Raw genomic sequence first — 13,677 nt, forward strand, 5'->3', positions numbered from 1 at the left:
GTCGCAAGACCAAAGAGGGGGACCTTCGGGCCTCTTGCCATCGGATGTGCCCAGATGGGATTAGCTAGTAGGTGGGGTAACGGCTCACCTAGGCGACGATCCCTAGCTGGTCTGAGAGGATGACCAGCCACACTGGAACTGAGACACGGTCCAGACTCCTACGGGAAGCAGCAGTGGGGAATATTGCACAATGGGCGCAAGCCTGATGCAGCCATGCCGCGTGTATGAAGAAGGCCTTCGGGTTGTAAAGTACTTTCAGCGGGGAGGAAGGCGACAGGGTTAATAACCCTGTCGATTGACGTTACCCGCAGAAGAAGCACCGGCTAACTCCGTGCCAGCAGCCGCGGTAATACGGAGGGTGCAAGCGTTAATCGGAATTACTGGGCGTAAAGCGCACGCAGGCGGTCTGTCAAGTCGGATGTGAAATCCCCGGGCTCAACCTGGGAACTGCATTCGAAACTGGCAGGCTAGAGTCTTGTAGAGGGGGGTAGAATTCCAGGTGTAGCGGTGAAATGCGTAGAGATCTGGAGGAATACCGGTGGCGAAGGCGGCCCCCTGGACAAAGACTGACGCTCAGGTGCGAAAGCGTGGGGAGCAAACAGGATTAGATACCCTGGTAGTCCACGCCGTAAACGATGTCGACTTGGAGGTTGTGCCCTTGAGGCGTGGCTTCCGGAGCTAACGCGTTAAGTCGACCGCCTGGGGAGTACGGCCGCAAGGTTAAAACTCAAATGAATTGACGGGGGCCCGCACAAGCGGTGGAGCATGTGGTTTAATTCGATGCAACGCGAAGAACCTTACCTACTCTTGACATCCAGAGAACTTTCCAGAGATGGATTGGTGCCTTCGGGAACTCTGAGACAGGTGCTGCATGGCTGTCGTCAGCTCGTGTTGTGAAATGTTGGGTTAAGTCCCGCAACGAGCGCAACCCTTATCCTTTGTTGCCAGCGGTTAGGCCGGGAACTCAAAGGAGACTGCCAGTGATAAACTGGAGGAAGGTGGGGATGACGTCAAGTCATCATGGCCCTTACGAGTAGGGCTACACACGTGCTACAATGGCGCATACAAAGAGAAGCGACCTCGCGAGAGCAAGCGGACCTCATAAAGTGCGTCGTAGTCCGGATTGGAGTCTGCAACTCGACTCCATGAAGTCGGAATCGCTAGTAATCGTGGATCAGAATGCCACGGTGAATACGTTCCCGGGCCTTGTACACACCGCCCGTCACACCATGGGAGTGGGTTGCAAAAGAAGTAGGTAGCTTAACCTTCGGGAGGGCGCTTACCACTTTGTGATTCATGACTGGGGTGAAGTCGTAACAAGGTAACCGTAGGGGAACCTGCGGTTGGATCACCTCCTTACCTTAAAGAACCTGCCTTTGTAGTGTCCACACAGATTGTCTGATGAAAAGTAAATAGCAAGGCGTCTTGCGATTGAGACTGTACGTCCCCTTCGTCTAGAGGCCCAGGACACCGCCCTTTCACGGCGGTAACAGGGGTTCGAATCCCCTAGGGGACGCCACTTGCTGGTTCGTGAGTGAAAGTCACCTGCCGTCATATCTCAAAACTGACTTGCGAGTCATGTTTGAGATATTTGCTCTTTAAAAATCTGGATCAAGCTGAAAATTGAAACGACACACAGCTCATGTGTGTTCGAGTCTCTCAAATTTTCGCAATCATGAAGTGAAACATCTTCGGGTTGTGAGGTTAAGCGACTAAGCGTACACGGTGGATGCCCTGGCAGTCAGAGGCGATGAAGGACGTGCTAATCTGCGAAAAGCGCCGGCGAGGTGATATGAACCTTTGACCCGGCGATGTCCGAATGGGGAAACCCAGTGCAATCCGTTGCACTATCGTTAACTGAATACATAGGTTAACGAGGCGAACCGGGGGAACTGAAACATCTAAGTACCCCGAGGAAAAGAAATCAACCGAGATTCCCCCAGTAGCGGCGAGCGAACGGGGAGCAGCCCGGAGTCTGAATCAGCTTGTGTGTTAGTGGAACGGTCTGGAAAGTCCGACGGTACAGGGTGATAGTCCCGTACACGAAAATGCACAGGTTGTGAACTCGAAGAGTAGGGCGGGACACGTGGTATCCTGTCTGAATATGGGGGGACCATCCTCCAAGGCTAAATACTCCTGACTGACCGATAGTGAACCAGTACCGTGAGGGAAAGGCGAAAAGAACCCCGGCGAGGGGAGTGAAAAAGAACCTGAAACCGTGTACGTACAAGCAGTGGGAGCCTCTTTATGGGGTGACTGCGTACCTTTTGTATAATGGGTCAGCGACTTATATTCTGTAGCAAGGTTAACCGTATAGGGGAGCCGAAGGGAAACCGAGTCTTAACTGGGCGTTAAGTTGCAGGGTATAGACCCGAAACCCGGTGATCTAGCCATGGGCAGGTTGAAGGTTGGGTAACACTAACTGGAGGACCGAACCGACTAATGTTGAAAAATTAGCGGATGACCTGTGGCTGGGGGTGAAAGGCCAATCAAACCGGGAGATAGCTGGTTCTCCCCGAAAGCTATTTAGGTAGCGCCTCGTGAACTCATCTTCGGGGGTAGAGCACTGTTTCGGCTAGGGGGCCATCCCGGCTTACCAACCCGATGCAAACTACGAATACCGAAGAATGTTATCACGGGAGACACACGGCGGGTGCTAACGTCCGTCGTGAAGAGGGAAACAACCCAGACCGCCAGCTAAGGTCCCAAAGTCATGGTTAAGTGGGAAACGATGTGGGAAGGCACAGACAGCCAGGATGTTGGCTTAGAAGCAGCCATCATTTAAAGAAAGCGTAATAGCTCACTGGTCGAGTCGGCCTGCGCGGAAGATGTAACGGGGCTAAACCATGCACCGAAGCTGCGGCAGCGACGCTTATGCGTTGTTGGGTAGGGGAGCGTTCTGTAAGCCGTTGAAGGTGTCCTGTGAGGGGTGCTGGAGGTATCAGAAGTGCGAATGCTGACATAAGTAACGATAAAGCGGGTGAAAAGCCCGCTCGCCGGAAGACCAAGGGTTCCTGTCCAACGTTAATCGGGGCAGGGTGAGTCGACCCCTAAGGCGAGGCCGAAAGGCGTAGTCGATGGGAAACAGGTTAATATTCCTGTACTTGGTGTTACTGCGAAGGGGGGACGGAGAAGGCTATGTCAGCCGGGCGACGGTTGTCCCGGTTTAAGCATGTAGGCGGAGGTTCCAGGTAAATCCGGTACCTTGTTAACGCTGAGGTGTGATGACGAGGCACTACGGTGCTGAAGTGATAAATGCCCTGCTTCCAGGAAAAGCCTCTAAGCATCAGGTAACACGAAATCGTACCCCAAACCGACACAGGTGGTCAGGTAGAGAATACCAAGGCGCTTGAGAGAACTCGGGTGAAGGAACTAGGCAAAATGGTGCCGTAACTTCGGGAGAAGGCACGCTGATATGTAGGTGAAGTCCCTGCGGACGGAGCTGAAATCAGTCGAAGATACCAGCTGGCTGCAACTGTTTATTAAAAACACAGCACTGTGCAAACACGAAAGTGGACGTATACGGTGTGACGCCTGCCCGGTGCCGGAAGGTTAATTGATGGGGTTAGCGGCAACGCGAAGCTCTTGATCGAAGCCCCGGTAAACGGCGGCCGTAACTATAACGGTCCTAAGGTAGCGAAATTCCTTGTCGGGTAAGTTCCGACCTGCACGAATGGCGTAATGATGGCCAGGCTGTCTCCACCCGAGACTCAGTGAAATTGAACTCGCTGTGAAGATGCAGTGTACCCGCGGCAAGACGGAAAGACCCCGTGAACCTTTACTATAGCTTGACACTGAACACTGGTCCTTGATGTGTAGGATAGGTGGGAGGCTTTGAAGCGTGGACGCCAGTCTGCGTGGAGCCAACCTTGAAATACCACCCTTTAATGGCTGGTGTTCTAACGTAGACCCGTAATCCGGGTTGCGGACAGTGTCTGGTGGGTAGTTTGACTGGGGCGGTCTCCTCCCAAAGAGTAACGGAGGAGCACGAAGGTTGGCTAATCCTGGTCGGACATCAGGAGGTTAGTGCAATGGCATAAGCCAGCTTGACTGCGAGCGTGACGGCGCGAGCAGGTGCGAAAGCAGGTCATAGTGATCCGGTGGTTCTGAATGGAAGGGCCATCGCTCAACGGATAAAAGGTACTCCGGGGATAACAGGCTGATACCGCCCAAGAGTTCATATCGACGGCGGTGTTTGGCACCTCGATGTCGGCTCATCACATCCTGGGGCTGAAGTAGGTCCCAAGGGTATGGCTGTTCGCCATTTAAAGTGGTACGCGAGCTGGGTTTAGAACGTCGTGAGACAGTTCGGTCCCTATCTGCCGTGGGCGCTGGAGAATTGAGGGGGGCTGCTCCTAGTACGAGAGGACCGGAGTGGACGCATCACTGGTGTTCGGGTTGTCATGCCAATGGCACTGCCCGGTAGCTAAATGCGGAAGAGATAAGTGCTGAAAGCATCTAAGCACGAAACTTGCCCCGAGATGAGTTCTCCCTGAGACTTTAAGTCTCCTGAAGGAACGTTGAAGACGACGACGTTGATAGGTCGGGTGTGTAAGCGCAGCGATGCGTTGAGCTAACCGATACTAATGAACCGTGAGGCTTAACCTTACAACGCCGAAGCTGTTTCGGCGAAGAGACAGACACGATTTTCAGCCTGATACAGATTAACAGAATTTGCCTGGCGGCTTTAGCGCGGTGGTCCCACCTGACCCCATGCCGAACTCAGAAGTGAAACGCCGTAGCGCCGATGGTAGTGTGGGGTCTCCCCATGTGAGAGTAGGGAACTGCCAGGCATCAAACAAGTGAAGAGGCCATCCGAAAGGATGGCCTTTTTGCGTTTATACGTCGAAAAACGGTAGGCCGGGTAAGGCGAAGCCGTCACCCGGCAGATCTCAGATCTGCACACCACGCCAAAATAAACTCTGCAATCCCCTCCACATTATTCAAATCCAGAACCGGTACTTCCAGCGTCAACGCAGCGTCACTGGCCACAGCAATCACATGTTCATCCAGCGTTAACTCACTTACATCATGCCCGGCACCGTTTCTGAACAGCAGGATCTTCGCAACAGCCTCGTGCTTAAACCCCTCAACCAGCACCAGATCCAGCGTGGAATGATCCATCCGGCTGACAAGATAAGCGAGATCCAGCGGTGCTTCATCCGGAGTTTCTGTCATTAACGCCCAGCGCTGGTTACTCGCCACCATCGTTTGTGTAGCGCCAGCCTTACGCAGCTCATAGCTATCTTTCCCCGGCTTATCGACATCCATGTTATGGTGCGTGTGCTTAATCAATCCGGGACGAATACCTTTAGCGCAAAGTGCAGGTATCAGCTTTTTTAGCAGCGTAGTCTTCCCGGTGCCGCTCCAGGCAGAGATCGCTAATACGGGTATCATTTCTTCTCCTGCATCATCTGCAAATCTTCCGTCGTGTTTACATTCACAAACGCCGATTTCATGTCACTGAAATCAACGGAATGCCCTCCTGACTGGCGCATAAATACCATGACGCGTCGCTCTCCTGCGGCCAGGTAATCTTCCAGCGCAGATATTAAAGAGCGATTAATCAATGCGATCGTCGGATGGTCGCGTTCGCCGTCGTGTACCCAGACGACGGGAGCACCCTCGCACCGCTGCACCAGACGTTCAACCAGACAGGACGGGATGAAGGGCGTATCACATGAACAAAAGAGAAACCACTCTCCATGCGACTGCTGCATAACGGAAAGCATTCCCGCAAGCGGGCCGGGGTAGTCCACAAGCTTATCCTGATAAACCGGATATCCACTGCGCTGGTAAATATCAACATGTCGGTTAGCGCTGATCGCCATCGACGACACCTGATTTGCCAGGGTATCAGCAACATGCTGCCATAAGGGGGTGTTGTTCAGGAGCTGAAGACCTTTATCTTTTCCGCCCATTCGCGTTGCCCTGCCTCCGGCAAGAACGACCCCGATGATTTCCTGGCATTGATTCACGAATATCGCCTCTTTTATTGTGGGATTGACCCTGCTAACGTGTCTCTCTAAATGAAAGGAGCACTACCATGAAATGTAAACGTCTTAATGAAGTCATTGAGCTTCTCCAGCCGGCCTGGCAAAAAGAGCCAGAGCTGAATCTGATGCAATTTTTACAGAAACTGGCGAAAGAGTCAGGTTTTGATGGCGAACTGGCAGACCTTTCTGACGACATCCTGATCTACCACCTCAAAATGCGTGACTCGGCTAAAGATGCTGTTATTCCTGGTATTCAGAAAGATTATGAAGAGGATTTTAAAACCGCATTACTGCGCGCCCGAGGCGTAATTAAAGAGTAAAAGCTTGTAAGCGGAGCCACCGAAATCGCCACAAGATGATATCCTGAATCATTCGTATAATTTCCGGATGATCGGATGAACGACCAGGCTTTTACTTTCCAGACACTACACCCGGATACCATTATGGATGCGCTGTTCGAGCAGGGTATTCGGGTGGATTCCGGGTTAACCCCTTTAAACAGCTACGAAAACCGTGTCTACCAATTTCAGGACGAAGAGCGCCAGCGCTTTGTCGTAAAGTTTTACCGGCCACAGCGCTGGTCCGCAGAACAAATTCAGGAAGAGCATCAGTTTGCCCACGATCTGCTGGATGACGATGTTCCCGTTGCGGCACCGCTCAAATTTAATAACCAAACGCTGCTGACCCATCAGGGTTTTTACTACGCGGTATTTCCGAGCCTGGGCGGAAGACAGTTTGAGGCAGATAATATCGATCAGATGGAATGGGTTGCCCGTTATCTGGGGCGCATTCATCAGACGGGACGTAAAAAATCGTTTGTTGCCCGACCGACGATTGGTGTTCAGGAATATCTTATTGAGCCGCGAGAGGTATTCGAAACATCGGCGCTGATCCCAAAGGCGCTTAAGGATAATTTCCTCACGGCGACCGATAAGCTTATTGATGCTGTAAAAGCCTGCTGGCGGGATGATATTACCGCTCTACGCCTGCACGGTGACTGCCACGCCGGGAATATTCTCTGGCGCGACGGCCCGCTATTTGTCGATCTTGATGACGCTCGTATGGGACCTGCGGTGCAGGATCTGTGGATGCTGCTCAACGGTGATAAAGCCGAGCAGCGCATGCAGCTTGAGACCATAATTGAAGCTTATGAAGAATTTAGCCCCTTTAATTCAGACGAAATTGCCCTGATAGAGCCTTTACGTGCGATGCGATTTGTTTATTATCTCGCGTGGTTAATCAGGCGTTGGGAAGACCCGGCTTTTCCCCGAAATTTCCCCTGGCTTACCGGGGAGGATTACTGGCGCAACCAGATATCCACATTTACCGAGCAGGTTAAGGTTCTACAGGAACCCCCTCTGCAATTAACGCCGATGTATTAATTGGACACACCCAGGAGAGAGTTAATCATGAAAAAAATTTGGCTGGCGCTGGCTGGTATGATTCTGGCATTTAGCGCAACTGCTGCGCAGTTTACCGACGGCAAGCAGTACATTACGCTGGACAAGCCTGTAGCTGGCGAGCCTCAGGTGCTGGAGTTCTTCTCCTTCTACTGCCCGCACTGCTACGAGTTTGAGCAGGTACTTCATGTTTCTGACAACGTGAAGAAAAAGCTGCCGGAAGGCACCAAAATGACGAAATACCACGTTGAGTTCCTTGGCCCATTGGGTAAAGATCTGACTCAGGCATGGGCGGTTGCGATTGCGCTGGGTGTGGAAGATAAGATCACCGCGCCTATGTTTGAAGCCGTACAGAAAACCCAGACCGTACAAACTACGGCAGATATCCGTAAAGTGTTTGTTGATGCCGGTGTGAAAGGTGAAGACTACGACGCTGCCTGGAACAGTTTTGTGGTGAAATCTCTCGTGGCACAGCAGGAAAAAGCTGCCGCTGACTTCCAGTTGCAGGGCGTGCCAGCGATGTATGTTAACGGTAAATACCAGGTAAATATGCGTGGTATGGACACCACCAGTATGGATATCTTCGTACAACAGTACGCTGATACCGTGAAACACCTGGTTGAGATGAAGTAACAAACATAAAGAAAACGCCGGTCATTGACCGGCGTTTTTGTATGAAGATTTTAACTCCGCTATCTGTTCGTCTTTCTCTTTCCAGAGTGTATTGAGCCAAAGCTGGAAACGACGTTTGAAGTTTTTATCGTTAACGTAATCACCGTGCAGTTCCGTATCGATGGGCAACAGATCAACGCGGACTACGATACGCGTCAGCTTGCCGCTGAGCATATCGTAGAACGGCGTCCTGTCGTTTTCCGGATAGCAGAGCGTTACGTTCAACAATTTATCAAACTGCTCACCCAGCACGTTGAGGGCCATTGCGATACCCGCTGCCTTTGGCGGCAACAGGTGCTGATACGGAGAGCGAGTCTGCTGGCGCTTCTCTTCGGTAAAGCGCGAACCTTCGACGAAATTAACTATGGTGGTGGGATGCGCGCGAAACTTCTCGCAAGAACGGCGCGTAGTTTCCACGTCCTTACCGCGGCGTTCCGGATGACGAATCAGATAGCTGCGTGAATAGCGTTTCATAAACGGCATATCCAGCGCCCAGCAGGCCAGACCAATGAAAGGCACCCATGCCAGTTGCTGTTTCAGAAAGTATTTGTTCATCGGAATATGTTTGCGAAACAGCACGCACAATACAACGATGTCGGCCCAGCTGTGATGATTGCAGATCAGCAGATACCAGTTCTTTTTATTCAGCTTCTCAAGGCCCTGAACGTCCCACTTTAACCAGGGGTTCAGATACAACAGGATCGCCAGCCCTTCACACCAGCAGTACATCATAAAATTACAAAAAGCAGACACTGCACGCCATACCGGAGGGACGGGCAGCAGGAGCTTAATTATTCCGGCAACGATGATTGGCACAGAACAGGCGATGGTAACCAGAATAGTTAAAATGACGCTTAGCAATAAGGTTATCGCAGCGAGTATTTTCGACATAATGAATTTTTTCAGATAGTTAGCTGTAATTAAGCAGCCGGCTATCCGGTGCTGGGCGCCGATCTTATCAGATATTGGCCCAGACCAGGGCGCTTTCGCACGAAGAGGCTGCGGCTTTTCCTGCCATGCAGCGAAATTTTCTATATAGACAGGGTGCTTACGTCTTATATCCACATAGACTAAATAATCATCAGCTGGGTGGGATCTTAAGTGATCTAATTTCAACTAATTGATTTTATTTGATAAATAAGTTTTCAGTATCAGTTTTATAGAACTGTTATTCACCTGTATTAAAAATATGCACAAACTTATCCACAGTTTGTTTTTGCGAGCGATCTTCACGATCGCAAAATCTTTTTCTGTATAAAGCGCTAAAACCTGATGTTTTCATCCTTCTGTGGCATCCTTTACCCATAAATTAATTAAAGGCACGGACATTATGGTTCAGATCCCAGAAAACCCACTTATACTCGTCGATGGCTCTTCTTACCTTTATCGGGCGTATCATGCGTTTCCTCCTCTGACCAACAGCGCAGGGGAACCTACCGGCGCAATGTACGGCGTGCTGAATATGCTGCGCAGCCTGATTCTGCAATACCACCCAACCCATGCGGCCGTGGTGTTTGATGCGAAGGGGAAAACCTTCCGCGATGAATTATTTGAGCATTACAAATCTCACCGTCCTCCCATGCCTGACGATCTGCGTGCGCAGATTGAACCGCTGCACGCTATGGTCAAAGCGATGGGGCTGCCTTTGCTGGCTGTCTCGGGCGTTGAGGCTGACGACGTTATTGGCACCCTGGCGCGCGAAGCTGAAAAGGCTGGCCGTCCGGTGCTGATCAGTACCGGTGATAAAGACATGGCGCAGCTGGTAACACCTGGGATCACGCTGATTAATACCATGACCAACACCATTCTTGGCCCGGAAGAAGTGGTTGCCAAATATGGCGTGCCGCCAGAACTCATTATTGATTTCCTCGCCCTGATGGGGGATTCCTCGGATAACATCCCTGGCGTGCCGGGCGTGGGCGAAAAAACAGCTCAGGCGCTGCTGCAAGGGTTAGGTGGGTTGGATACGCTGTACGCTGAGTCCGACAAAATTGCCGGACTTACCTTCCGTGGTGCAAAAACCATGGCCGGAAAGCTCGCCGATAACAAAGAGGTCGCTTACCTCTCTTATCAGTTAGCCACCATCAAAACCGACGTCGAGCTGGAGCTTACCTGCGACCAGCTTGAAGTGCAGGAACCCGCCGCAGAAGAACTGCTTGGCCTGTTCAGAAAATACGAATTTAAACGCTGGACCACGGATGTCGAAGCCGGGAAATGGCTTCAGGCGAAAGGGGCAAAAGCTGCGGCGAAGCCGAAAGAAACTATCGTTGTCGATGCCGAAGAGCAGGCAGAAGAAGCAGCGGCAGCACTCTCATTCGATAACTATGAAACCATCCTTGAAGAGTCGCAGCTCGTCGCCTGGATTGAAAAGCTGAAAAAAGCACCGGTATTTGCGTTCGATACCGAAACGGACAGTCTCGATAACATATCTGCCAATATGGTAGGTCTGTCATTCGCGACGGAGCCGGGTATGGCAGCCTATGTTCCGGTAGCGCATGACTATCTGGATGCGCCGGAGCAGATCTCGCGCGAGCGCGCCTTAGAACTGCTAAAGCCGATTCTGGAAGACGAGAAAGCGCTGAAGGTCGGGCAAAACCTGAAGTACGACCGCGGTATTCTGCAAAACTACGGCATTGAACTGCGTGGTATCGCTTTTGACACCATGCTGGAATCTTACATTCTGGACAGCGTGGCGGGCCGCCATGATATGGATTCCTTATCCGATCGTTGGCTGAAACACAAAACCATCACCTTTGAAGAAATTGCCGGTAAGGGCAAAAATCAGCTGACCTTTAACCAGATCGCGCTGGAAGAAGCAGGCCGCTACGCCGCGGAAGACGCTGACGTCACGCTACAGCTGCATCTCAAAATGTGGCCGAAATTGCAGAAGCACGAAGGGCCGCTGAATGTTTTCCAGAACATTGAGATGCCGCTGGTGCCTGTGCTGTCCCGCATTGAGCGTAACGGCGTCAAAATCGATCCAACGGTGCTGCATAATCACTCTGGCGAGCTGGCGCAGCGCCTGACCGAGCTTGAACAGAAAGCGCATGAGCTTGCTGGAGAGGCATTTAACCTGTCGTCACCGAAACAGCTGCAAACCATCCTGTTTGAAAAGCAGGGTATTAAACCGCTGAAGAAAACGCCGGGCGGCGCGCCTTCAACCTCTGAAGAGGTGCTGGAAGAGCTGGCGCTGGACTATCCGCTGCCAAAAGTTATCCTGCAGTACCGTGGTCTGGCCAAGCTGAAATCGACCTATACCGACAAACTGCCGTTGATGATCAACCCGAAAACGGGCCGCGTACACACCTCCTATCACCAGGCTGTAGCGGCGACCGGGCGGCTTTCGTCAACCGATCCTAACCTGCAAAACATTCCGGTGCGTAATGAAGAGGGCCGCCGTATACGCCAGGCTTTCATTGCGCCAGAGGATTATCTGATTGTCTCCGCAGACTACTCGCAAATCGAACTGCGTATTATGGCGCACCTGTCGCGTGATAAAGGCCTGCTGACGGCATTTGCCGAAGGGAAGGATATCCACCGGGCGACAGCTGCCGAAGTGTTTGGCCTGCCGCTGGACAGCGTGACAAACGAACAGCGTCGTAGCGCAAAAGCGATTAACTTTGGCCTTATTTACGGCATGAGCGCATTTGGCCTATCACGCCAGCTCAACATTCCGCGTAAAGAGTCGCAGAAGTATATGGATCTCTACTTTGAGCGCTATCCGGGCGTGCTGGAATATATGGAGCGTACCCGCGCGCAGGCGAAAGAGAAAGGCTACGTTGAAACGCTGGATGGCCGTCGTCTTTACCTTCCGGACATCAAATCCAGCAACGCCGCGCGCCGTGCTGGCGCTGAACGTGCTGCTATCAATGCCCCGATGCAGGGCACTGCGGCAGATATCATCAAACGCGCGATGATCGCCGTTGATGCCTGGCTGGAAAAAGAGAAACCGCGCGTGAAAATGATCATGCAGGTACACGATGAACTGGTATTTGAAGTCCATAAAGACGACCTGGAAAAGGTCTCTCAGAAGATCCATGAACTGATGGAAAACAGCATGAAGCTGGACGTTCCGTTGCTGGTGGAAGTGGGTAGCGGCGAAAACTGGGATCAGGCTCACTAAGCGTTATCGGAATAACGCGCGTTTTATGTAAGTAAGCAACATAAGTACGCGCGTTTTGTGACGATCATTAGAATTCCCTATGTAAAGAATGAAAAAAAACTACAAAAAGTGCTTTTTCAAGAGACAAAAAAAGAGTAGAGTTAACGACGTAGGGTACAGAGGTAAGATGTTCTATCTTTCAGACCTTTTACTTCACGTAATCGGATTTGGCTGAATATTTTAGCCGCCCCAGTCAGTAATGACTGGGGCGTTTTTTATTGCGGGAAGGAAAGTTTCGGGCGAAAAAAACGCGGTCATCGCCGCGCCTGTTGTTACTCTGCTTCCGCTTCTGTCGCCGGTTCCAGATCGTTAAACCAGCTGTCTAGCTTCTGTCGCAGTTTGTCCACACCCTGCTTTTTCAGCGAGGAGAACGGTTCAACCTGTACATCACCGTTGAATGCCAGCACCGCTTCACGCACCTTGTTCACCTGCGCCTTGCGCGCGCCGCTCGCCAGCTTATCCGCTTTTGTCAGCAGCACCAGCACCGCAATATCGCTTGCCACCGCCCAGTCAATCATCTGCTGGTCGAGATCTTTTAGCGGGTGTCGAATATCCATCAGCACCACCAGACCTTTCAGACACATGCGTTTTTCCAGGTATTCACCCAGCGCACGCTGCCATTTGATCTTCATCTCTTCCGGTACCTGCGCGTAACCGTAGCCCGGTAAATCGACCAGGCGTTTGCCTTCAGCCACTTCAAACAGGTTAATCAGCTGAGTACGGCCAGGTGTTTTTGAGGTACGCGCCAGGTTTTTCTGATTGGTCAGCGTATTCAGGGCGCTGGATTTTCCCGCATTGGAGCGGCCAGCAAATGCCACTTCAATCCCTGTGTCTGAGGGCAGGTGGCGAATATCGGGCGCACTGGTGACAAAATGCGTCTGTTGGTAGTTCCAGGTAGTCACGTGGTCGTCTCCAAAAATCGTAATCTGCGGGGGATTATACCTGAATGCGGGCAAAAGGCTTTTCCCTTCGTCATTGACGTGTAAGTGAAAGCCCTACGGAATGTAAGAGATCTGCCCTTAAGCGTATGAGAAATTTAAGAGAAATCGCAGGCGCTAAAAAAATCAAAATATTAAAATTCAAAGAGTTATTAATGAGTAATTATCTGAAAATCCGGTTTAGTACCTTTTCGTTGCTTGTTAGTTTAAGAGAACAAGGTAAAGTGTGCGTCAAGGCGAGGATGCCAGCAGGAAAACGACTTAAGGATAAGGGTCAGGAGCGCCAGGAGGCGAAGACTCAGGATTGTCAGGACGACCGGCGCCTGGAGGCGTTTTTAACAGGAAACGGAACCGTATCACGGACGGTAGTAGCCAAGGGATAAACAGGGTTTGTTGAAGGCAAACAGGGAATGTCTGACCCGTTAAGGGTTGTGAGTCAGGAAAAAAGGCGACAGATTGCTCTGTCGCCTTTTTTCTTTGCTTGCTTTCTGCTAGATTTCGCCGCAATT

General features: G+C 51.5%; 8 protein-coding genes, 1 tRNA gene and 3 rRNA genes. 8 read left to right on the plus strand and 4 right to left on the minus strand.

Features of this window, described 5'->3' with window-relative positions; genetic code table 11:
- The 4 genes from L350_RS01720 to rrf form a co-directional block, all read left to right on the plus strand.
- Positions 1–1,359: ribosomal RNA gene (locus L350_RS01720) — 16S ribosomal RNA — on the plus strand; the annotation flags it as partial.
- Positions 1,360–1,443: 84 nt separating this feature from the next.
- Positions 1,444–1,519, plus strand: a tRNA-Glu gene (locus L350_RS01715).
- A 183-nt stretch (positions 1,520–1,702) separates the two neighbouring features.
- Positions 1,703–4,608, plus strand: a 23S ribosomal RNA gene (locus L350_RS01710).
- 69 nt (positions 4,609–4,677) lie between these two features.
- Positions 4,678–4,793, plus strand: a 5S ribosomal RNA gene (gene rrf, locus L350_RS01705).
- An 85-nt stretch (positions 4,794–4,878) separates the two neighbouring features.
- On the opposite strand, the gene mobB is transcribed toward rrf, so the two are convergent.
- Both mobB and mobA read right to left on the minus strand, forming a co-directional pair.
- Positions 4,879–5,397: a molybdopterin-guanine dinucleotide biosynthesis protein MobB gene (gene mobB / locus L350_RS01700; protein ID WP_032626911.1), complete on the minus strand. Its 519-nt coding sequence runs from the start codon at positions 5,395–5,397 to the stop codon at positions 4,879–4,881.
- Positions 5,394–5,978, minus strand: a complete 585-nt coding sequence (gene mobA / locus L350_RS01695; protein ID WP_022649860.1) for a molybdenum cofactor guanylyltransferase MobA — start codon at positions 5,976–5,978, stop codon at positions 5,394–5,396. The genes mobB and mobA overlap by 4 nt, the downstream gene beginning before the upstream one ends.
- Positions 5,979–6,046: 68 nt before the next feature.
- Here mobA and L350_RS01690 point away from each other — a divergent pair, with 68 nt between their 5' ends.
- The 3 genes from L350_RS01690 (at position 6,047) to dsbA (ending at position 8,029) form a co-directional block, all read left to right on the plus strand.
- Positions 6,047–6,316, plus strand: a complete 270-nt coding sequence (locus L350_RS01690) for a YihD family protein (protein WP_003861904.1) — start codon at positions 6,047–6,049, stop codon at positions 6,314–6,316.
- Positions 6,317–6,391: 75 nt separating this feature from the next.
- The gene (locus L350_RS01685; protein ID WP_022649859.1) at positions 6,392–7,378 is read left to right on the plus strand and encodes a serine/threonine protein kinase; all 987 of its coding nucleotides are present in this window, start codon (positions 6,392–6,394) and stop codon (positions 7,376–7,378) included.
- A gap of 27 nt (positions 7,379–7,405) precedes the next feature.
- Complete coding sequence (gene dsbA / locus L350_RS01680; protein WP_022649858.1) at positions 7,406–8,029, plus strand: thiol:disulfide interchange protein DsbA; 624 nt, start codon at positions 7,406–7,408, stop codon at positions 8,027–8,029.
- Between the two features lie 21 nt (positions 8,030–8,050).
- On the opposite strand, the gene L350_RS01675 is transcribed toward dsbA, so the two are convergent.
- The gene (locus tag L350_RS01675; protein ID WP_032626912.1) at positions 8,051–8,959 is read right to left on the minus strand and encodes an acyltransferase; all 909 of its coding nucleotides are present in this window, start codon (positions 8,957–8,959) and stop codon (positions 8,051–8,053) included.
- 439 nt (positions 8,960–9,398) lie between these two features.
- Here L350_RS01675 and polA point away from each other — a divergent pair, with 439 nt between their 5' ends.
- Entirely contained in the window at positions 9,399–12,191 is a 2,793-nt protein-coding gene (polA, locus tag L350_RS01670; RefSeq protein WP_032626913.1) for a DNA polymerase I, read from the plus strand.
- A 311-nt stretch (positions 12,192–12,502) separates the two neighbouring features.
- On the opposite strand, the gene yihA is transcribed toward polA, so the two are convergent.
- Positions 12,503–13,132 carry a ribosome biogenesis GTP-binding protein YihA/YsxC gene (yihA, locus tag L350_RS01665; RefSeq protein WP_003861913.1) on the minus strand — a complete coding sequence of 210 codons (630 nt, stop codon included), beginning with the start codon at positions 13,130–13,132 and terminating at the stop codon, positions 12,503–12,505.
- Between the last annotated feature and the right edge of the window lie 545 nt (positions 13,133–13,677).

It is taken from the genome of Enterobacter sp. MGH 4, assembly GCF_000534735.1.
Taxonomy (GTDB): Bacteria; Pseudomonadota; Gammaproteobacteria; order Enterobacterales; family Enterobacteriaceae; genus Enterobacter; species Enterobacter intestinihominis.

Bases quoted from the DNA above. Each gene is read 5' to 3' on its own strand.
- mobB (WP_032626911.1), bottom strand. From the start codon at position 5,397: ATGATACCCGTATTAGCGATCTCTGCCTGGAGCGGCACCGGGAAGACT.
- L350_RS01690 (WP_003861904.1), top strand. From the start codon at position 6,047: ATGAAATGTAAACGTCTTAATGAAGTCATTGAGCTTCTCCAGCCGGCC.
- L350_RS01685 (WP_022649859.1), top strand. From the start codon at position 6,392: ATGAACGACCAGGCTTTTACTTTCCAGACACTACACCCGGATACCATT.
- dsbA (WP_022649858.1), top strand. From the start codon at position 7,406: ATGAAAAAAATTTGGCTGGCGCTGGCTGGTATGATTCTGGCATTTAGC.
- L350_RS01675 (WP_032626912.1), bottom strand. From the start codon at position 8,959: ATGTCGAAAATACTCGCTGCGATAACCTTATTGCTAAGCGTCATTTTA.
- polA (WP_032626913.1), top strand. From the start codon at position 9,399: ATGGTTCAGATCCCAGAAAACCCACTTATACTCGTCGATGGCTCTTCT.